The organism is Streptomyces sp. NPDC049040, from assembly GCF_043197715.1.
Taxonomy (GTDB): domain Bacteria; phylum Actinomycetota; class Actinomycetes; order Streptomycetales; family Streptomycetaceae; genus Actinacidiphila.
The window spans coordinates 66048-86214 of the sequence record NZ_JBICTO010000026.1 but is presented as its reverse complement, the minus strand read 5'-3'; the positions used below and the strand labels follow the sequence as shown (position 1 = coordinate 86214).

Below are 20167 nucleotides of genomic sequence, written 5' to 3'. Positions count from 1 at the left end.
CGCCCCCGGCCCCCCCCGGGGGGGGGGCGCCCCCCGCGCCCCCCCCCGGGGGGGGGGGGGGGGGGGGGGGGGGGGGGGGGCGGCGGGGGGGGGGCGGGCCCCCCCCCCCCCCCCCCCCTTCCGGTGATTGCGGGACACCTGGTGAGCGACGCAGGCCCCGCTGGGGTATGGCATCCCAGCACAGGACGCACCCGGACCCGCGAGGAGATCGGCCATGTACGCAGTAGTACGGCGGTATGAAGGCGTGACCGATCCGGCCGAGGTGGCGCGTTTCGTCAAGGAGGGCTTCGTACCGCTCGTCCGCAAGGTCCCCGGCTTCGTGGCCTTCTACTGGCTCGACGCGGGAAACGGGGTGGTCGCCTCCACCAGCGTCTTCCAGGACCGCGCGGGGACCGAGGAGTCGACCCTGCGGGCGTCGAACTACGTCCGCGACAACCTCGCGTCGCTGCTCCCCCACCCTCCCCAGATCATGGCCGGCGAAGTGACGGCCAGCGCATAGCGGCGCGGCCGGGTCAGGAACCGTGCCGAGCCGCGGTACGTCCTCCCTGAGAGGCGGAGCGGCGGGGGGCTTGCGGTGGAGTGGGGTCGGCTCAGGCTGGAGTACGAGGAGCAACTGCCCGTGGGCATGCGGCACGGGCAGATGGTGATCGTCGTCGACCCTGCGGAGCCGTCCGTACGCGAGCCCGTGGCGGGATCGGACGCTGCCGGCACGGCGCTGCTGCGGGTGCGCGGGTATTCCTGCCGGGTGGTCGCGATGCACTGCCGGACGGCGGTGGAGCCCGGAGCCGGCTGGGAGGACGTCACGGACACCGCCCTGCGGGAGGGGGAAAGGGTCCTCGCCTATCCGGTGGCGCGCCGGCCCGCCGCCGGGCCGGTGGAATACCGCCTCGACTGGGCGGCGTACCCGCAGGACGGGGCCTTCGGCCTGCACGGCGAGGAACGCCTGCTCCACCGTGTCGAGTTGGTGCGGCCGGGGGCAGACGGGGAGGCGAAGGTCCTGGGCAGCGCGCGGGCGGTCGCCGAGTGGGTCGACTTCGACGACCCCCAGGTGGTCGCCGAGGCGCTGGCACGGCTCAGCCGGAGTCCCGCTGTCCCCGGGCAACTGCGGTCGGCGCTGGCCGAGTTCGTGGAGGCGGACAAGAGTTCCGTACCCGCCTGCGTCCGCTGCTCGCTGCGCTGGGAGTTCGACCTGCTGACCCGTCTGGACCGGGTACGGGAGCTGACGGAGCGGCACGGCTGCGTCCCCGTGGCCGACCGGTTGGCCCGCTGGGACATCGAGCCGATGGACGAGCGGATCTTCTACCGGCCCTGCGCGTGCGTACGGGCCCTGATGGGCTCTGGCCCCGACCGCGCCCGGCAGGCGGCGGGCCCGCAGGACGAGGACGCGCAGTCCGCGATGCGCGCGGCGGTGGCGGCGGCGCGCACTCGGCACGCGGAGTACCGGCGGCGGGCGGATGGCGAGCGGGGCTCCGGCGGCGCGTACGACGGCACCCGGCCGGGAGCGTGACGGGGAGCGCTGCCCGGCCGTCGCCCTCGGCGGGCCATCGCGGCGGGGGGCCGGAGGGCAGGCACCACCTCCTTGTTGACATGGACGCGTCGCGCGTTGACACTCGGTCTGTCGACGGGTCGACCGGGGATTCCGCAGCCGCGATCAGGCCGCAGGAACACCGGCGGCCCCTCCGGCGCACCCGGCGCGCGCCCCACCCCGGCGGACAGGCAGCCGGCGTCCCGGGCGCGTGTGCGACAACGATGTCAGCGACTCTCGGGAGGTCCCAGTGCACCCTGGCTCCGTACGAACGCCGCGCCGCCACCGCGAACGGGGCGGCGGCGTACACCGCGCACTGCTGCTCCTTGCGGCGTGCCTCTCGCTGCTGTCCTCGGCGCTGGTCGCCGTCGCCGTCGGCGCACCTGAGGCCGACGCCGCGCAGGCGTCCGTCACCGACGGCAGCGCGCGCTTCCAGGTCCTCACCCCGACGCTGATACGGCTGGAGTACGCCGGTGACGGCGCGTTCCAGGACGGCGCCACGTTCAACGCGGTCAACCGGTCCTTCACCCCGCCCGCGTACACCACCAGCGTGACCTCGGACGGTTACCGGGAGATCAAGACCAGCGCGCTGACGCTGCGGTGGAAGCAGGGCAGCGGGCCCTTCACCTCCGCCAACACCACGGTCACCCTGGCCGGGACCGGTGTGCAGGCCCAGCCCGCCTTCCCGTCCTACTGCGCGCTGGGCACCGCGTGCGAGGCCGAGAACGCGCTGTTCAGCGGGCGCGGAGCGGTGGCGTACGACCACACCGGCCACACCGGCAGCGGCTTCGTCGCCGGCTACGAGGCGACCGGCAGCGGCATCAGCCAGGACGTGTCGCAGGTGCCGGCCACCGGCGACTACCGGCTGCAGGTCCGCTACTCCAACGCGGCGGGCGGTACCGGCACCCTGTCCACCCGGGTGAACGGCGCCGCCGGGCCGGCGCTGAGCCTGCCCGCGACGTCGTCCTGGGACACCTGGTCCACCGCGTCGGCGACCGTCCACCTCACCGCGGGGACCGACGCGGTGGCACTGGTCCAGAACGCGGGTGACACCGGCCGCGTCAACCTCGACAGCATCGCCGTCACCCCGCTCGCCACGACGTCCTATCCCGCGGCCCGCACCGACCTGACCACCACGGGCTACGGCGCCGGGCCCACCGACACCCTGGGCGGCTGGTCGCGGACCCTCGACAACCCCAGGACGCTCCCGGTCCCCGAACACCCCGGCATCCTCGACCGGCACGGCTGGTACCTGCTGGACGACAGCCGCTCCGCACTGCTCGGCAGCGGGCACACCGTCACCGACCGCCCCTCGCACGGCAGCGCGCCCTACCAGGACGGCTACTTCTTCGGCTATGGCCAGGACTACAAGCAGGGCCTGTCCGACCTCAACGCCCTGACCGGCAGCAGCGACCTGCTGCCGCGATCGGCCTACGGGGTCTGGTATTCGCGCTACTACGCCTACTCCACCTCGGACTACCAGAACACGCTGCTGCCCGCCTTCCGCAGCAACAACACCCCCGTCGACTGGCTGGTGGTGGACACCGACTGGAAGTCGCCCAGCCAGTGGAACGGCTGGAACTGGAACGCGGCGCTCTTCCCCGACCCGCAGGCCTTCGTGAACTGGACCAAGCAGCAGGGCCTTTCCGTCGCGATGAACATCCACCCGAGCATCAACGGGGACGACCCCAGGTTCGCCGGCGCCAACAGCACGGCCGGCGGACTCACCGTCGACAGCGGGAACACCTACCGCTTCGACTGGTCGAACAGCGCCCAGCTCTCGGCCTACCTCGGCCTGCACCAGCCCTTCGAGCAGCAGGGCGTACGGGAGTGGTGGCTGGACTACTGCGGCGGCTGCGGCGGTTCCACCGCGAGCGACCCGCACGTCGCCCCCGACAACCTCATCAACCAGGCGTACGCCGACGACGCGGCCGCCAAGGGGCTGCGCGGCTTCTCCTTCGCCCGCATCGGCGGGTCGGAGCAAGGCGGCGACGACAGCAACTACGCGCTCGGACCGTGGTCGGAGCGGCGCAACAGCATGCAGTTCACCGGCGACACCCCCGCGACATGGGACATGCTCGGCTTCGAGGTGCGCTTCACCGCCGACGAGGCCGCGGCGGGGCTGTCCAACGTCAGCCACGACATCGGCAGCTTCCACGGCGGCCACCTGCCCGACGACCTGTACGTGCGCTGGCTGCAGTTCGGCGCCTTCCAGCCGATCGACCGCCTGCACTCCGACCACGGCGACCGGCTGCCGTGGAACTACACCGGTGCCGCCGCGACCGCCGCCGCCCAGGCGCTGCGGCTGCGGGAGTCCCTGGTGCCGTACACCTACACCCTGGCGCGCCAGGCCGGCACCACGGGTGTGCCCATCGTCCGGCCGATGTACCTGGACTATCCCGCGCAGGAGGCCGCTTACCAGGCGCGGGGCCAGTACCTCTACGGCGACGACGTGCTGGTGGCACCGATCGCCACGCCGAACGACAGCTCGGGCAACGGCTCGGCGTCGGTGTGGATACCGCCGGGCAACTGGACCGACTACTTCACCGGCCGCACCTACACCGGCCCCGCCACGGTCACGATCACCGATCCGCTCGGGCAGTTCCCCGTCCTCATCAGGAGCGGCGGCATCCTGACCACCCGCACCGACTACACCGACAACGCCCAGCAGCCGCTGACCGCGGTGACCGTCAACGTGGCCGCGGGCGGCAGCGGCTCGTTCTCGCTGTACTCCGACGCGGGCGAGGGCACCGGCTACACCTCGGGCCAGTCGACGACCACGCCGCTGTCCTGGAACGACACCGCGCGCACTCTCACCATCGGCGCGCAGAACGGCGGTTACTCCGGCGCCCCGACGGCTCGCGGGTACACCCTGCGGCTGTCGAACTCCGCCGCGCCCACCGCCGTCCTCGTCGACGGCGCGCAGGTGCCGGAGACCGCCTGGTCGTGGAACCCGCAACGCCGCACCGTCACCGTCACCACCGCCGCGCTGCCGGTGAACTCCGCGCACACCGTCGCGCTGACCGGCAGCGCCACGGCCAACCCAGCCGCCGGCGAGGTCATCGGGTCCGCGGGCCGCTGCCTCGACGCCAGGGGCGGCACCGCGGCCGACGGCACCGCTCTTCAGCTGTGGGACTGCAACCACACCGGCGGCCAGCAGTTCGCGCTCCAGGCCGACTCCACCCTTCGTACGCTGGGCAGTTGCGTCAGCGCGTCAGGCGGCGGCACCGCCAACCGCACCACCGTCGCGCTGGCGGCCTGCACCGGTTCCGCGGCACAGACCTGGACCCACCGCACCGACGGCAGCCTGCTCAACCCGGCCTCGGGGCGCTGCCTCGACATCCCCGACAACAACACCACGCCCGGCGCGGTGCAACTCCAGCTCTTCGACTGCAACGGCAGCGGCGCCCAGGTGTGGAAGCTCCCGCCGGGCCCGCTCACCGGCCCCGGCGACCTGTGTGCGGACGTGGCGAACGCCGACCCCGCCTCGACGACCCCCGTACAGCTGTGGGGCTGCAACTCCACCGACGCGCAGCGCTGGTCGGCCCCCGGCGACCGTACTCTGCACGCCCTGGGCAAGTGCCTGGACGCGGCCGGGGGCGGCACCGCCAACGGCACCCGGATCCGGTTGTGGGACTGCAACGGCACCGGTGCACAGACCTGGACGACCCGGGCGGACGGCACCCTCTTCAACACCCAGTCCGGCCGCTGCCTCGACGACGCCGGCGGCCTGCGCCAGCAGGGCGACGCGCTCCAGCTCTACGACTGCAACGGCACCGCGGCACAGGTCTTCCGCCTGCGCTGAAACCCGTGGCCCCGGCGCGTCTCGCGCCGGGGCCACGGCCGGGCTGCCACTCCCCCACCCCGGGGATCACCCCTTCTTCCGCCGCCAGAACATCAGCAGGACGACGAAGGCGCCCGCCGCGGTCAGCAGTGTGCCGCGGTTGTCACGCGCCACCCGGGTACCCTGGGCCGCCTTCTGCCGCACCGGCTCCGGCACCTTCTCCTCCCAGAGCTCGCCGGCCTGTGCCACCTTCACCTTCACCTGCTCCGCGGCCTGGGCCGCCTTGTCCTGCACCGGCTCCGGCACCTTCTCCTGCACCAGGTGCGCGGCCTGGACGGCCTTGGACTTCAGCTCCTCGGCCGTGGCCGCGGCGTGTTCCCTGACCTCCGCGGCATGCGCCTTGAGGTCGGTCTTGGCGGGCAGCCCCTCGACCGTCTCGCCGAGGTCGGCGCGCATCTCCTCGACGTGCTCGCGCAACTCCTTCGGGGTCACGGCGCCGTGCTCGTCATTCGGCTTGCTGCTCATCGGTGTGCACTCTCCTTGATCTCGGCCACATCGGCTCTGATGTTCTCCATCGCCTGCTCGGGCGCCGGCGGCGCCGCCCCGGCGACCTGCTTCTCCCCCGCCGGCCGCTGTGCGGCATCCTGCACCGGCTCGCCCAGCGGCTCTTGCGGTCGCGGCGTGTGCGCCGGCCGTCCGGCGTCCACGTGCGTGCGTGCACTCGACACGGCGGTCACCCCTTCGTCACCTCGACACGGCGCGGTACGCCCCGCGCGCCCCGGACCGCTCGTCACCGGACGCGTACCCCGTAACGAGGGATTCAGGACAGCCGCAGCGATTCGGTGCGCATCCGTCCGGGGCGCCGCCTCGCGCGCAGCACCGGAAAGGGGGCTCGGTCCGTCGTCCGCCCCGGCGCAGGAGCCCGGATCACGCCATGTCAGGAGCGCGGGCACCGCGCGGTCCGGGTTCCTTCCCGCGCGCCGCGCCCGGGGTGCGCGCTCTCCGGGGGCGGCTGCGGAAGTATCGGCATCGCGGCAGCCCCGGGCGGTCAGGTCGGGGAGCCGCAGGGCTGCCGAGGAGGTCGTGGTGCCGGACGCGGATGTCGTCATCGTGGGCGCCGGTGCTGCCGGGCTCTCGCTCGCCCACCGTCTGTGCGCGCCCGCCCCGGGGGCCTCACGGCCGTCGGTGGTGCTCGTGGACGCACCGCCGGGCCCGCTGCGTCCGCCGGAGCGGACCTGGTGCTTCTGGGAGGCGCCGGGCGGACCGTACGACCGGGTCCTCAGCGCCTCGTGGGACCTGCTGCGGGTCCGCGGACGGGACGGATCGGCGAGTACGTCGGACCCCGCGCCCTTCCGGTACAAGATGCTCAGCTCCGGCGCCTTCGAACGGTTCGTCACCGCGGGGCTGTCGCGGTCCGCGGGCTTCCGGCGGGTCGAGGCCGTCGTGGACTCGGTGCGGGACACCCCGCACGGGGCCGTGGTGCACGGGCGGCGGGAAAGGGGGCGGCCCTGGGAGGTGCACGCCCGCTGGGTGTTCGACTCCCGCCCGCCGGCCCGCCTCCCGGCCGCGCGCACCACGCTGTTGCAGCACTTCCGCGGCTGGTTCGTCACCACGGAACTGCCGGTGTTCGATGCCGCGGTCGCCGATCTGATGGACTTCCGCACCGCCCAGCCCGCCCACGGCCTGTCGTTCGGCTATGTGCTGCCGTTCGGACCGCGCAGGGCCCTGGTCGAGTACACCGAGTTCTCCGCCCGGGCGCTCGGCGTCGCGCAGTACGAGTCCGCGCTGGGGCGCTACACGGGGTCGGTCCTGGGGCTCGGGCGCTTCCGCGTCACCCGCGCGGAGCAGGGCGTGATCCCGATGACCGACGGACGCTTCCCGCGCAGGTCCGGCGCGTCGGTCTTCCGCGTCGGCACGGCGGGCGGGGCCACCCGCGCTTCCACCGGCTACACCTTCGCGGCGGTCCAGCGCCAGGTGCAGGCGGTGGCCGAAGCCGTCCTTGCCGGCCGTACACCGGTGCCGCCGGCCGCCCACTCCTGGCGGTCACGGGCGATGGACGCCGTCCTGCTGCGCGCGATCGACACCGGCCGGGTGGACGGCGCCGCCTTCTTCGCGGGGCTCTTCCGCGAGGTGCCGACGGCGCGCCTGCTCCGCTTCCTCGACGGCCGCACCCGGCTGTGGGAGGACCTGAGCATCGGGGGCAGCACCCCGGTGGCACCCATGCTGCGCAGCGCCGTCGAACTGCCCCTGCGCCGCAGGCGCGACCCCCGCCCGACCGCCCCGCCGGCTCGCGGCACCCCGTGAACCCCTCGGCGCGTACACCGCCCCGCCACGCCCCACAGGACAGGAAGACGCCCCGTATGCCCTTGCTCCGCGACAGCGAACTCTCCTCGGCGTTCGACCACGGCGCCCGCACCTACGACCGCCTCACCCGGCTCGACCCCGGTTACCACGCGCACCTGCGCCGGTCGGCGCGGCGGCTGCGGCTGCCCGGCGGCGGCGCCGGGTTGCGCGTGCTCGACCTCGGCTGCGGCACGGGCTCCTCCACCGCCGCGCTCCTCGCGGCCGCGCCGCACGCGCGGATCACCGCGGTCGACGCCTCGGCCGGCATGCTGGAGCGGGCCGCTGCCAGGCGCTGGCCCGCGAACGTGTCCTTCGTGCACGCGTCGGTCGAGGACCTCGCCGGGAGCGGCTTCGGCGAACGGCCCTATCACGCCGCTTTCGCCGCCTACCTGGTGCGCAACCTCACCGACCCCGACCGGACGCTGGCCGCGGTCCGCGGCTGCCTGGCCGGGGACGGGCGGCTCGCGGTACACGAGTACGCGCTCAGCGGGCACGCGGGGCACCTGGCGGTGTGGACGGGGGTCAGCAAAGGCATCGTGCAACCGCTCGGACGGCTCACCGGCGACAGCGCCCTCTACCGTCACCTGCACGACAGCGTCGTCGAGTTCGACACCGCCGCCGTCCTCGGCGACCGGCTGCGGCGGGCGGGCTTCGCGGGCGTACGGGTCCTGCCGCTGCCCGGATGGCAGACAGGCATCGCCCACACCGTGGTGGGCCGGGCGCCCGCGGCCGGCGGGGGCGGGCGATGAGCGGGCCTGCGCCGCTGCCCGGCCGCGTCCCCCGCCGGGGCCGGGACCGGCAGGCGCAGGTCGTCGCGGGCCCGCCCGGCAGGCCGCGATGCGCTGCGCCCGGCCCGCGGGTCGCGGTGGTGGGCGGCGGCATCGCGGGGCTGGCCGCCGCGACGGCGCTGGCGGAACGCGGTGTCCGCGTCACCGTCTACGAGCGGCAGGACTCCCTCGGCGGGCGCCTTGCGGGCTGGAAGGAGCGGCTGGCGGACGGTTCCTCCGTGACGATGAGCCGCGGCTTCCACGCCTTCTTCCGCCAGTACTACAACCTGCGCGGACTGTTGCGGCGGGCCGACCCGGGCCTGGGCATGCTCACCCCGCTCCCTGACTACCCCCTGCTGCACAGCAGCGGGCTGCACGACAGCTTCGCCCGGGTGCCGCGCACCCCGCCGTGGAGCGCCATGGGCTTCGTCACCCTCAGCCCGGCATTCGGCCCGCGCGATCTGCTGCGGATGAATCCGCGGGCGGCGATGCCGCTGCTCGACGTGCGGGTGCCGGCCGTCTACGGACAACTCGACAGCGTCAGCGCGGCCGACTTCCTCTCCCGCGTCCGCTTTCCCGAGTCGGCTCGGCAGGCCGCCTTCACGGTGTTCTCCCGCAGCTTCTTCGCCGACCCGGCGGAATTGTCCGCCGCGGAGCTGGCGCTGATGTTCCACATCTACTTCCTCGGATCCAGCGAGGGACTGCTCTTCGACGTGCCCGACGAGCCCTACCCGCAGGCCCTGTGGGAGCCGTTGGGCCGCTACCTGGCCGGGCACGGTGTGGAGGTGCGGACCGGCACGGAGGTGGAGAGCGTGTCGTCCGCGCCCGGCGGACCCGGCGTCCGCGCCGACGGGCGGTCCCTGCGCTACGACGCGGTGGTGCTGGCCCTCGACAGCGGCGGGCTGCACCGGCTGGCCTCGATGTCACCGCGGTTGTGCGACGCCGACTGGCGCGGCCGCGTTGCCCGGCTGCGCACCGCCCCGCCCTTCCTGGTGTCCCGGCTGTGGCTGGACCGCCCGGTGGCCGCCGACCGGCCCGGCTTCCTGGGCACCAGCGGCTACGGGCCGCTGGACAACGTCAGCGTCCTGGAGCGCTGGGAGGGGGAGGCGGCCCGCTGGGCGGCACGGACCGGCGGCTCCGTGGTGGAGATGCACGCCTACGCCTGCCCGTCAGCGGACCAAGGGGCCGTCCAGGAGCGGCTGGCCGCGGAACTGCGCCGGGTCTACCCGGAGATCCGGCACGCCCGCACGGTGGACGCCCGGCACGTGTGGCGGGCGGACTGCCCGCTCTTCCCGGTCGGCGGTCACCGCGACCGGCCCACCGTGCGCACCAGCGACCCTGCGGTGGTCGTGGCGGGCGACGCGGTGCGCACCGATCTGCCGGTGGCCCTCATGGAACGCGCGGCCACCACGGGCTTCCTGGCGGCCAACGCCCTGCTGGAGCGATGGGGTGTGCGCGGGCAGACGCTGTGGACGGTGCCGCGGCGCGGCCGCTCCGCCGTTCTGCGCTCGCTCGCCGGGCTCGTGCGGTCCTGACCGGAAGCCGGGCCGCCGGCTCCGGGAGCCGCGCTCAGCCGGGGAACCGCCCGGTGCTGCGCAGCTCCCACCGGCGTTCCGCGTACGCGAGGTCGTCGCGCCACAGGCGTCCGGCGACCGCGCGCATCATCGGCCGCATCAGCGGGGCGGCGGCGCGGGCGGCGCGGAAGCCGCGGCGGTCGGAGGCGGCGACCACCGCCTCCACCACCGCGGTCCTCGGCCGTCCTGACCGGTCGACGCCCAGCGGGGTGGCGTGCGTCTCCACCACCGAGCCGCTTCCTTCGCCCTCGGTGATGTGCATGACGACGGTGCGCGGCTCCGGCGCGGTGAACAGCGCCCGCACCGGCACCACCACCCGTCCGGCGACCTTGAACGACACCGCGACCGCGAATCCCCCGGCGTCGGAGCCGTCCTCGACGGCGAGGTCCACGAAGGAGTACGGGTGCAGCCATGCCCCGTGCCAGGGGTCGAGGCGATTGGCGACGACGTCCTGCGGCTCGCAGGTCCCGAAGGCGGTGTGGACCGCGGCCAGAGCCCGGTCCGGCCGCGGGCGCACCGGCAGGACGGGCCGCTCCAGCGGCTGCTCCCCGCCGAGCCGGTCGAGCCGGACCCAGGCCAGCAGCCCGTCGTCGTAGGCGGGGAAGGGCTCCCAGCCCGCGAAGGGCTTCCCGTCCAGCGAAAGGCCGTGCCAGTGGCAGACCAGCGTCCCGCAGTGCACTGCACCGTCCTTGAGCGGCGCGCCGAGGTGCGGGCAGGCGCCGGGTCCCGCCCGCAGCACGCCCTCGGCATCCCGCCACAGCACCACCTCGGTGCCGCCGACGGTCCGCCCGTGGGCGCGGCCGCCGGTGACATCGCGGGCGTCCCCCACGACGAACCAGTTGCCGCCGGGCCGTGCGAGCGCCTGCCGCAGGGCGCCGGCGATGACCGCGGGGCGGGCCTCGCGCCAGGTGGGCGGCTGGTCGGGCCACGGCACGGGGTGCCTGCGCAGTCGCAGCGGGAAGCGGCCGCGTTCGCCCCCGTTCATGTGCGGGTCCCTTCGCGCCGTTCCCTGTCGCCGGCGCGCCGCACGGTCGCGGGACGCCTGGCACCGTTCGGCGGGCAGGCGGTTCCCGCCGCCGGCCCGGTACCGGCGCGCAGCCGCGCGGCGCCGACCCGGACCAGGCCGTCCAGGGCCACCGTCGCCCGGCGCCTGCGGGAGACCACCGCCCTGCGGTGCACCGAGCGGTAGCCGTCCTCGGCGACCGCGTCGAGGATCGCGCCGTACAGGACGAAGGCGGTGCGGATGCAGGGGCGGACGACCGGATCGAGCATCGCGATGCCGGGCGCCGCACGGCGGAATACGTCGCGGGTGAGGTCCGCCGCCGCGGCCAGCGCGGCGGTGATGCGGGCGTCGCCTGATCCGGTGCGGCGGCTCCACAGCAGCAGGTCGCGGTCCACCCCGTGGGCGGCCAGCAGGTCCGCCGGCAGGTAGATCCGGCCGCGGTCCAGGTCCTCGCCGATGTCGCGCAGGAAGTTGGTCAGCTGGAAGGCCACGCCGAGTTCGGCCGCGTGCACCGCGGCGTACTCGCGGGGGACCACGGTGCCGAGCACCGGCAGCATCTGCAGGCCGATGACCGCCGCCGAGCCGTGCATGTAGCTGCGCAGGTCCACGTAGCTGGGGTAGTCGGTGACGACCAGGTCGCTGCGCATCGACGCCATGAAGTCGGTGAAGTGCCGGTGGTCGATGCCGTACGTCGCGGTGGTGTGCGCCAGGGCGCGCACCACCGGCTCCCGGCTGCGCCCGGTGCGCAGGCCCGTGACGAGTTCGGCCTCCAGCGCGTCGAGCGCGGCCGCCCGCGCGGCGACGGGCCGCCCCTCACCGGGGTGGTCGACGATGTCGTCGGCCCAGCGGGCGAAGCCGTACAGCGCGTGCACGGCCGGCCGCCGCGCCGCGGGGAGCAGCCGGGTGGCGAGGAAGTACGTCTTGCCGTGCAGGGCGTTGAGGCCGCGGCAGTGCAGGTAGTCGGCGCGCAGCGCGGGCTCGGTGATGCCGGCGGCGTCCAGTTCGCGTGCGGTCATACGGGTGCTCCCTCGGTGGCCTGCCGCGCGCGGGGGGCCGGGGCTGCGGGACCTCGGCCACCGGTGATCCTGGCGGCGGCCAGCTTGCCTGACAGCAGGACCGTCGGCACGCCGACCCCGGGGGTGGTGCCGCAGCCGGCGAGGACGGCGTTCTCGGTGCCCCGGACCAGGTTGCGCGGGCGGAAGGGCCCCGTCTGGGCCAGGGTGTGGGCTGCGGAGAAGGGTGTGCCCGCGGCGTGCCCCTGTGCGGTCCAGTCGGCGGGGGTGACCAGGCACTCCTCCTCGATCGCCGAGGCGACGCCGGCGAGCCCGCGATGGTCGAGGGTGGCGAGCAGGCTGTCGCGGTAGCGCGGTGCCAGCTCCCGCCACTGCGCGGCGTCGGGCCCGATGTCCGTGTTGGGGCAGGGCGCCAGCACGTAGAGCAGGTGCCTGCCCGGCGGGGCGAGGCCGGGGTCGGTGACGGTGGGTGAGGTGACGAGCAGTGACGGGTCGCTCATCAGCCGGCCGGTGCGGGTCAGCTCGTGGAAGGTGTCCTGCCACGCGGCGCCGAAGGAGAGGGTGTGGTGGGCGAGTTCCGGCCAGGTCCTGTCGGTGCCGGCGTGCAGGACCACGGCGGACGGGGAGTGGCGAAGCCGCACCGGCCGCCGCGGTCGGTGCCCCAGCAGGCGGTAGGCCTCGGGCAGGTCGGGGGTGAGCACGACCGCGTCGCAGGGGATCCGCCCCTGGTCGGTGATGACGGCGGTGATCCGCGGCCCCCGGCGTTCCAGGGCGGTGACGTCGTGGCCGTACCTGATCTCCGCACCGGCGTCGCGTGCCGCCTCCGCCAGCGCCCTGGGCACCGCGTGCATGCCGCCGCGCGGAAAGTACACGCCCGCCACGGTGTCCATGTAGGCGATCACGGCGTAGGCGGCGAGTGCCCTGGCCGGCGGCACACCGGCGTACAGCGCCTGGAAGGTGAAGACCCGGCGCAGCCGCTCGTCGCCGATGAAGCGGGAGATGCGGGCGTCGAGCCGGCCGAAGCCGCCGAGCGCGGCGAGCCGGACCAGCTCCGGCCGCAGCAGTTGCAGCGGTGTGTCGAAGTTGGCGTCGATGAAGCGCCGCTGCTGGGCGGCGTACAGCTTCTCCAGCCAGGTCCGCAGCCGCCGGTAGCCGTCCGCGGCCTGCGCACCGGCGAACCGCCCGACCTCCGCCTCCATCGCCTCCGCGCAGGCGTGTACGTCCAGGGTGCTGCCGTCGGCGAACCGTGCGCGGTAGGCGGGCCGGAGCGGCAGGAGTTCCAGCCGGTCGGCCGTCGTCGCGCCGACCGCGGCGAACGCCTCCTCCAGCAGATCGGGCATGGTGAGCACCGTCGGCCCGGTGTCGATGCGATAGCCCCCGAGCCGCAGGAGTCCGGCCCGCCCGCCGGGCACGGCGGCGCGTTCCACCACGGTCACCCTGCGCCCGGCGCCGAGCAGGTGCAGCGTTGCCGCCAGGCCGGACAGGCCCGCGCCGACCACCACCACATGGTCGACGCGTCCGCTCACGGTCCTCATCGGGCGCCTCCTTCACTCTCGGGACGGTCGGGAGCCGCCGTTCGGCCGGCATCGCGGTCCCGGCAGGTGTCGGGCCGGGTCGCGGCCGGCTCGGCGGGGTGCAGGCCCGCGGTCCTGCGGAAGAGGTCGAGCAGCCGGTCGCGGGCCGCGGGCGCGACCCCCGGGGCTCGCGCCAGGCACCGCGCGCTCCGCTCCGCGAGCCTTTCGATCCTGGAGACGACCGCCGCCCGGCTGCCGTTGGCGGTGATGATCTCGCGCACCCGGTCCAGTTCGGCCTCCGGTGTGCCGCGCCTGCCGGCCGCGGCGTCCAGGTGGCCGAGGAGGCGGTCGTCGCCGTCCGCCTCCGCCCGCTCCCTGGCGAGGACGAGCAGCTGGTTGGGCCTGCCGTGGCGCAGGTCCCCGCCGGGGGACTTGCCGGTGCCTGCCGGGTCGCCGAAGACGTCCAGCAGGTCGTCCCGCAGCTGGAAGGCGAGACCGGCGCACCGGGCTGCCGCGCTCAGCGCCCGCGCGGTGGCCTCGTCGGCACCGCCGAGCACCGCTCCGAGTTCCAGCGGGCGCGCCACCGAGTAGAGCGCGCTCTTCAGGCAGGCGATGCGGCCCGCCTGCGCCGTGGAGACCGGACCGGTGGCCTGGGCGTGCAGGTCGAGGTACTGCCCGGCCACCATCTCGGTGCGCGTGGCCTGCCAGATCCGGCGTACCTCCCGGCCCGCCGCGGGCGGCAGGTCGGTACCTGCGACGGTGTCGTCGGCCCAGGCCAGTGCGAGGTCCCCCACCAGGATGGCGGCCGCCCTGCCGAAGGGCTCGGCCGAGCCGTTGCCGCGCGGACTTCCGTACTGGCCGTCGATGTCGCTGTGGACCGAGGGCCGGCCCCGCCGCAGGCTTGCGCCGTCCATCACGTCGTCGTGCACCAGGGCGCAGGTCTGGAGAAGTTCGAGGGCGGCGGCGAGCCGCAGACCCGCGGCGACCGGTACGGCCGACGTGCCCGGCCCGCAGGCCCGCAGGCCCCACCAGAAGAACTGCGACCGCATCCGCTTGCCGCCGGAAAGGGTGAAGCTCGCCACCCGTTCGGCCACGTCACGCCCGAAGACGGCGTCGATCGAGGTGCAGGCTGCGACACGCCACTCCAGCTCCCCCGCGAGGACTCCTCCCACGGCTGCCGCGACATCGGCGTCGACCGCGGCGTGGTCGGGAGCGACGAGGCCGGCCCGACCGCACCCGTCCACCGCCACATGGCTCACCGCGCATCCTTTCCGAGCCGCTCCGGCACCGCCCCGCGAGCGCCGCCCACCGGTAAGGCGGGTCGCCGGCCCCGCCGGAGCGTCCGCCGTGACGGGGTACCCGTCCCGGCGGCGCCGTCCGGAGCGCACCGCGGCCGGAGCCGGTCGCGCCGATCCACCTGCCTCGTGTTTACGTGCTCGGGCGCTCGTTCGGTGTACGCCACCTCGGCAACGGCCCACACGTCATCCGGTTGCCGTGCCCGTCGGCCGCTTTCGCGGGCCGCGCCCCGCGCTCGGGGGCAGGCGGCAGCGGTCCGCGTGCTCCCCGCGTGGGCCGTGCGCCTGCCCCTGCTCGGCCCCCGGACCGCGCGGGCCTGCCGCGCCGCCCGCCGCGGCGTCCCCCCGCCCCGGTGGGCGGTCAGGGGCGGTCGCCGGTGCCGCCCGGTGTGGGGGCGGAGGTCTGCTGGTGGCCGCCGGGGCGAGGCTCCCTGCGGGTGTCGCCGACGCTGTCGTGTGCTGCCGTGACGATCGCCTGCGGGGTGATGCCGAACTCGGTGTAGAGGCGCTGGTAGTCGGCTGAGGCGCCGTAGTGCTCCAGGCTGACGATCCGTCCGGCATCGCCGACCACGTCACGCCAGCCCTGCCCGACTGCGGCCTCGACGCTGACCCGGGCGCGTACCGCGGGCGGCAGGACCCGGTCCCGGTAGTCCTGGGGCTGAGCGGTGAACCACTCCCGGCACGGCATCGACACCACCCGGGCGGCCAGACCGTCCGCGGTCAGCAGGGCACGGGCCTCGAGGGCGAGGTGGACCTCGGAGCCGGTCGCGATCAGGATGACCTCGGGTGTGGCGCCGTCCGCCGCGTCGGCCAGGACGTAGCCGCCCCTGGCCGCCTCCTCCGCCGGGGCGTACTCCCCGCTGTCGCGGTCCAGGACCGGCAGGTTCTGGCGGCTCAGGATCAACCCGGCGGGACGGTCCCGGTGTTCGATGACGGCACGCCAGCACGCCGTGGTCTCGTTGGCGTCGGCGGGGCGCACCACGTCGAGGCCCGGGATGGCGCGCAGCGCGGCAAGGTGCTCGACGGGCTGGTGGGTGGGGCCGTCCTCGCCCAGCCCGATGGAGTCGTGGGTCCAGACGTAGGTGGCCGGCAGTTGCATCAGCGCGGCGAGCCGCACCGCCGGGCGCATGTAGTCGGAGAAGGTCAGGAACGTGCCGCCGTACGGGCGGGTCAGGCTCTGCAGCGCGATGCCGTTGAGGATCGCGGCCATGGCGTGCTCGCGGATGCCGAAGTGCAGGGTCCGCCCGTAGGGACCGCCCTTCCAGTCCTTGGTCTGACGGTCGGCGGGTACGAACGAGGGCTCGCCGTCCATGGTGGTGTTGTTGCTCCCCGCCAGGTCGGCCGAGCCGCCCCACAGCTCGGGCAGGACAGGCGCCAGCGCGCTGAGGACCTTCCCGGACGCGGCGCGGGTGGCCATGCCGTCGGGATCGGCCGGGAAGGCGGGCAGGGCATCGGTCCAGCCGTCGGGAAGGCGCCCGGCCCTGAGCCGGTCCAGCAGGCCGGCGCGCCCGGGGTCGGCCGTGCGCCAGGCCGCGAAGGCCCGATCCCATTCGGCGTGGGCCTGCCGGCCGCGGTCGGAGGCTTCGCGGGTGCGCGCCAGGACGTGGTCCTCCACGGTGAAGTGCTGTTCCGGGTCGAAGCCCAGGATCTCCTTGGTGGCGGCGACCTCGTCCTCGCCCAGCGCGGAGCCGTGGGCTTTGCCGGTGTTCTGCTTGGTGGGGGCGGGCCAGCCGATCAGGGTGCGCAGCATGATCAGCGAAGGCCGGCCGGTCTCCTCCCCGGCGGCACGAACCGCTGCCAGCAGGGCGTCGATGTCTTCTGTGTAGGTGCCGGTGACGGTCCAGTCGACGGTCTGCACGTGCCAGCCGTAGGCGGCGTAGCGGGCCGGGACGTCCTCGCTGAAGGAGACGTCGGTGTCGTCCTCGATCGAGATGTGGTTGGAGTCGTAGAAGACGGTCAGGCCGCCCAGCTCCTGGTGGCCGGCCAGTGAGGCGGCCTCGCCGGTGACGCCTTCCATCATGTCGCCGTCGGAGGCGACGACGTAGACGTGGTGGTCGAAGGGGCTGGTGCCCGGTTCGGCGTCGGGGTCGAGCAGGCCGCGCTCGCGGCGTGCCGCCATCGCCATGCCCACCGCGGCGGCCAGGCCTTGGCCGAGCGGGCCCGTGGTGATCTCCACGCCTCGGGTGTGCCGGTGCTCCGGGTGGCCGGGAGTGGCTGAGCCCCAGGTCCTGTACTGCTCCAGGTCCGTCAGTTCCAGGCCGTAGCCGGCCAGGTAGAGCTGGATGTAGAGGGTCAGGCTTGAGTGGCCGCACGAGAGGACGAATCGGTCCCGCCCCAGCCACTGGTCGTCGTTCGGATCGTGCCGCATGACGTTCTGGAACAGCAGGTACGCCAGGGGGGCCAGGCTCATCGCGGTGCCGGGGTGACCGTTGCCGACCTTCTGCACCGCGTCGGCCGCCAGCACCCGCACGGTGTCCACCGCGCGTACGTCGACCTCGTCCCACCCGGCCTGCTCCGCCACGGGACCCGCGACGGACCTGTCGTGCCGTGCTGCCCTGCCGGACTGTTCACTTGCCATGCCGTTGCTCCTTCGTCGAGCCGATGAGCGAACGTGACGCGTCTCCATCCGGAGGTCCGCTGTGCTGCCGTCCGCTCAGAGTCTGCCTGTCCGATACGCCCGGCTCCGGACATTTCCCCGCCGGCGCGAGGGCGCGTCGGCGTCGTCCGCGCCGGGCCGCCATGACGGCGGTGCGGCGCCGCCGCCCGGCGGAGAGCCCTGGCGCGCCGACGTACCCGTGCGCCCGGCGGCCCTGTTGCCGGCGGCGTCCGCTCCCGTGCTTCTCTCCGCTTTTCCCGACGTCATCCGTCGATCCCGATGGCGGTCGACTTCTGCGTGGATCCCTCCGGGCCCATCGCCGGCCGGGTGCCGCGCGCGAAACCGCCGACAGCGACGAGGGTCCGACCGGCGTATCCGGTCGGACCCTCATCGCTGCTCTGCCGGCTCGTGCCCGCGCGTGACGGCCTGCTCTGCCCCTCGATGCTGTCCGCTGATCCGCCGGGGCTACGGACGACCCTCAGGCCGCCGCGTCGAAGGAGGAGCGCCGCGCGGTCGTGTGCCGGGTACCCGAAGTGCGGCTGCGGCGGACGTGTGAGGGCGCACCGCGCCTTCGCCTCTCGGCCACCGGCGCCGCGATGGTCACCGGGATGCCGGAAGGCGACTGGGCGCCGGTGATCCGGTCGAGCGCCTCCTCGTCGGTGCGGACCTGGGTGGTCTGCGGGAGGATGCCGGCGTCTGCCATCAGTCTGGCCATGTCGCGACGCTGGCCGGGGGTGACCAGGGTGACGACGCTGCCGGACTCCCCGGCCCGCGCGGTACGGCCCCCGCGGTGCAGGTAGTCCTTGTGGTCCGTCGGCGGGTCGACGTTGACGACGAGGTCGAGGTCGTCGACGTGGATGCCGCGGGCCGCGACATTCGTCGCCACGAGCACGGTGACATGCCCGGACTTGAACTGCGCCAGGGTTCCGGTGCGCTGGGGCTGCGACTTGCCACCATGCAGGGCGGCGGCCCGGACACCGCTCTTCAGCAGGTCCTCGGTCAGCCGGTCGACGGCGCGCTTGGTGTCAAGGAACATGATCACCCGGCCGTCGCGCGCCGCGATCCGCGTCGTCGTCCGGAGCTTGTCGGCGCCGTCGACCAGCAGCACGTGGTGCTCCATCGTGGCCACCGCGGCTGCGGACGGGTCGACGGAGTGGACGACCGGGTCGGCGAGGTAGCGGCGGACCAGAAGGTCGACATTGCGGTCGAGGGTGGCGGAGAACAGCATCCGCTGGCCTTCCGGGCGGACCTGGTCCAGGAGAGCGGTGACCTGGGGCATGAAGCCCATGTCGGCCATCTGGTCGGCCTCGTCCAGGACGGTGATCGCCACCTGGTCCAGCCGGCAGTCGCCGCGCTCGATGAGGTCCGCCAGCCGGCCCGGCGTCGCGACGACGACCTCCGCGCCACCGCGCAGGGCACTGACCTGCCTGCCGATGGGCATTCCGCCGACGACGGTGGCCAGTCGCAGCCTCACCGAGCGGGCGTACGGGGTGAGTGCGTCGGTCACCTGCTGTGCCAGCTCACGCGTCGGCACGAGCACCAGGGCCAGCGGCCGGCGGGGCTCGGCGCGCTGTCCGGCGGTGCGTGCCAGCAGGGCCAGGCCGAAGGCGAGGGTCTTGCCCGAGCCGGTACGCCCGCGACCGAGGACGTCGCGACCCGCGAGGGCGTTCGGCAGGGTCGCGCCCTGGATGGGAAACGGGACGCCGATACCTTCGGCGGCCAGCGCGGACAGCAGCTGCCCGGGCATATCGAGGTCGCAGAACGCCTCGACGGCCGGCAACCCGGGAGTCGTCGTCTTCGGCAGGGCGAACTCGCCCCGCACCACCGAGGACCGTCGGCCCTGACCGGCAGAACGGCTCGGGCCACCGGAACGCCCCTGCCCACCACCGCGGTTCGAGACCGGCGTACCGAAGCGGCCGGCACGGTCCGCACCTGCGCCGGAGCCGAAAGCAGGACCTCCGGTACGGCGACTGCGGCTACGGCTGGAACGGCCGTTCGTACGCGTGGGATTCATCCATGACCCTTCTGTACACGGCACGCATCAGGGAATTTCCGCGGCGAATGGCAGCGCACAGAATCACAAGAACGGACCGAATGGAGTGCGAAAAAGAACGTGACCCGCGGGCGCATGACATGGGTGATGCGCCGGCGGATGTGAAAATCGATGATTCCGACGAGTTCGACGGAATGCGTGCGCGATCCGGGAGAAGGTCCTTCCCGGACGTGCGGGGTCAGGCGGGTACGATGTTCTCGGCCGTGGGGCCCTTCCGGCCGACCGCGATGTCGAAGGTGACCTTCTGGCCTTCGGTGAGTTCACTGAGACCCGGGGCGGCGATGTTCGAGAAGTGGGCGAACACGTCGGCGCCGCCACCGTCCTGCTCGATGAATCCGAAACCCCTGGCCGCATTGAACCATGTCACGATACCTGATGCCATGTCACATCTCCCTCGGGCAGTACGCCGGGGCGCACGGTGCGCGGATACCGGTGGGCTGCGATGACGACCCGCCCGGAGAGGACATCCGGAATACAAAGCGCTTCAAGCGGCGAAAAATGCCTGCGAACGGCGCTCGAGATTCCGGGAACCAAGGCTGCAACCAACATCGACAATAGCACGCCAGGCTGCCTGCGTACGCTGAGCTATTCGGCTCGGCTCGTCGCGGCAAAAACACTCTCCGCACGGCGCATTGAACTCTCACCCCGCGATCACAGATATACACACCCGGTGGGCGCCGGGCCCGCGGCACCGGTCGGG

At 74.1% G+C, this 20167-nt stretch carries 15 protein-coding genes; 6 read left to right on the top strand and 9 right to left on the bottom strand.

The window, feature by feature from the left end:
- Positions 1–214: 214 nt before the first annotated feature.
- From ACGFMP_RS34670 to ACGFMP_RS34660, 3 genes are all read left to right on the top strand, one after another.
- Positions 215–499, top strand: coding sequence for a hypothetical protein (locus tag ACGFMP_RS34670; RefSeq protein ID WP_393677686.1), 285 nt, complete (start codon positions 215–217; stop codon positions 497–499).
- Between the two features lie 75 nt (positions 500–574).
- Positions 575–1507, top strand: a complete 933-nt coding sequence (locus tag ACGFMP_RS34665) for a hypothetical protein (protein ID WP_393677685.1) — start codon at positions 575–577, stop codon at positions 1505–1507.
- A 268-nt stretch (positions 1508–1775) separates the two neighbouring features.
- Positions 1776–5330, top strand: a complete 3555-nt coding sequence (locus ACGFMP_RS34660) for a ricin-type beta-trefoil lectin domain protein (protein WP_393677684.1) — start codon at positions 1776–1778, stop codon at positions 5328–5330.
- Positions 5331–5396: 66 nt separating this feature from the next.
- Here the strand turns inward: ACGFMP_RS34660 and ACGFMP_RS34655 are convergent, their stop codons facing one another.
- Both ACGFMP_RS34655 and ACGFMP_RS34650 read right to left on the bottom strand, forming a co-directional pair.
- Positions 5397–5834, bottom strand: coding sequence for a hypothetical protein (locus ACGFMP_RS34655; RefSeq protein ID WP_393677683.1), 438 nt, complete (start codon positions 5832–5834; stop codon positions 5397–5399).
- Entirely contained in the window at positions 5831–6046 is a 216-nt protein-coding gene (locus tag ACGFMP_RS34650; RefSeq protein WP_393677682.1) for a hypothetical protein, read from the bottom strand. Before ACGFMP_RS34650 ends, ACGFMP_RS34655 begins: the two co-directional genes overlap by 4 nt.
- Positions 6047–6395: 349 nt before the next feature.
- Between ACGFMP_RS34650 and ACGFMP_RS34645 the strand changes: the two genes are divergently transcribed.
- From ACGFMP_RS34645 to ACGFMP_RS34635, 3 genes are read left to right on the top strand one after another with little or no spacing between them, the layout of a single operon-like run.
- Complete coding sequence (locus tag ACGFMP_RS34645) at positions 6396–7613, top strand: lycopene cyclase family protein (protein ID WP_393677681.1); 1218 nt, start codon at positions 6396–6398, stop codon at positions 7611–7613.
- 56 nt (positions 7614–7669) lie between these two features.
- On the top strand, positions 7670–8401 hold the full coding sequence (locus tag ACGFMP_RS34640; RefSeq protein ID WP_393677680.1) for a class I SAM-dependent methyltransferase: 732 nt from the start codon (positions 7670–7672) through the stop codon (positions 8399–8401).
- The gene (locus tag ACGFMP_RS34635; protein ID WP_393677679.1) at positions 8398–9954 is read left to right on the top strand and encodes an FAD-dependent oxidoreductase; all 1557 of its coding nucleotides are present in this window, start codon (positions 8398–8400) and stop codon (positions 9952–9954) included. Before ACGFMP_RS34640 ends, ACGFMP_RS34635 begins: the two co-directional genes overlap by 4 nt.
- Before the next feature lie 34 nt (positions 9955–9988).
- Here the strand turns inward: ACGFMP_RS34635 and ACGFMP_RS34630 are convergent, their stop codons facing one another.
- The 7 genes from ACGFMP_RS34630 to ACGFMP_RS34600 form a co-directional block, all read right to left on the bottom strand.
- A complete protein-coding gene (locus ACGFMP_RS34630; protein WP_393677678.1) occupies positions 9989–10978 on the bottom strand; it encodes a DUF5914 domain-containing protein in 990 nt (329 codons plus the stop codon).
- Positions 10975–12012: a phytoene/squalene synthase family protein gene (locus tag ACGFMP_RS34625; RefSeq protein ID WP_393677677.1), complete on the bottom strand. Its 1038-nt coding sequence runs from the start codon at positions 12010–12012 to the stop codon at positions 10975–10977. Before ACGFMP_RS34625 ends, ACGFMP_RS34630 begins: the two co-directional genes overlap by 4 nt.
- Entirely contained in the window at positions 12009–13544 is a 1536-nt protein-coding gene (locus ACGFMP_RS34620) for a phytoene desaturase (RefSeq protein WP_393677676.1), read from the bottom strand. Before ACGFMP_RS34620 ends, ACGFMP_RS34625 begins: the two co-directional genes overlap by 4 nt.
- Entirely contained in the window at positions 13541–14782 is a 1242-nt protein-coding gene (locus ACGFMP_RS34615) for a polyprenyl synthetase family protein (RefSeq protein WP_393677675.1), read from the bottom strand. Before ACGFMP_RS34615 ends, ACGFMP_RS34620 begins: the two co-directional genes overlap by 4 nt.
- A gap of 397 nt (positions 14783–15179) precedes the next feature.
- The gene (gene tkt, locus ACGFMP_RS34610) at positions 15180–17396 is read right to left on the bottom strand and encodes a transketolase (protein ID WP_393677674.1); all 2217 of its coding nucleotides are present in this window, start codon (positions 17394–17396) and stop codon (positions 15180–15182) included.
- Positions 17397–17892: 496 nt separating this feature from the next.
- On the bottom strand, positions 17893–19428 hold the full coding sequence (locus ACGFMP_RS34605; RefSeq protein ID WP_393677673.1) for a DEAD/DEAH box helicase: 1536 nt from the start codon (positions 19426–19428) through the stop codon (positions 17893–17895).
- A 217-nt stretch (positions 19429–19645) separates the two neighbouring features.
- Positions 19646–19849, bottom strand: coding sequence for a cold-shock protein (locus tag ACGFMP_RS34600; RefSeq protein ID WP_393677672.1), 204 nt, complete (start codon positions 19847–19849; stop codon positions 19646–19648).
- Between the last annotated feature and the right edge of the window lie 318 nt (positions 19850–20167).

What these genes read in the sequence shown, in the direction of transcription:
- ACGFMP_RS34670 (WP_393677686.1), top strand. Translation starts at nt 215, where the DNA reads ATGTACGCAGTAGTACGGCGGTATGAAGGCGTGACCGATCCGGCCGAG.
- ACGFMP_RS34655 (WP_393677683.1), bottom strand. Translation starts at nt 5,834, where the DNA reads ATGAGCAGCAAGCCGAATGACGAGCACGGCGCCGTGACCCCGAAGGAG.
- ACGFMP_RS34640 (WP_393677680.1), top strand. Translation starts at nt 7,670, where the DNA reads ATGCCCTTGCTCCGCGACAGCGAACTCTCCTCGGCGTTCGACCACGGC.
- ACGFMP_RS34635 (WP_393677679.1), top strand. Translation starts at nt 8,398, where the DNA reads ATGAGCGGGCCTGCGCCGCTGCCCGGCCGCGTCCCCCGCCGGGGCCGG.
- ACGFMP_RS34630 (WP_393677678.1), bottom strand. Translation starts at nt 10,978, where the DNA reads ATGAACGGGGGCGAACGCGGCCGCTTCCCGCTGCGACTGCGCAGGCAC.
- ACGFMP_RS34625 (WP_393677677.1), bottom strand. Translation starts at nt 12,012, where the DNA reads ATGACCGCACGCGAACTGGACGCCGCCGGCATCACCGAGCCCGCGCTG.
- ACGFMP_RS34620 (WP_393677676.1), bottom strand. Translation starts at nt 13,544, where the DNA reads ATGAGGACCGTGAGCGGACGCGTCGACCATGTGGTGGTGGTCGGCGCG.
- tkt (WP_393677674.1), bottom strand. Translation starts at nt 17,396, where the DNA reads ATGGCAAGTGAACAGTCCGGCAGGGCAGCACGGCACGACAGGTCCGTC.
- ACGFMP_RS34605 (WP_393677673.1), bottom strand. Translation starts at nt 19,428, where the DNA reads ATGAATCCCACGCGTACGAACGGCCGTTCCAGCCGTAGCCGCAGTCGC.
- ACGFMP_RS34600 (WP_393677672.1), bottom strand. Translation starts at nt 19,849, where the DNA reads ATGGCATCAGGTATCGTGACATGGTTCAATGCGGCCAGGGGTTTCGGA.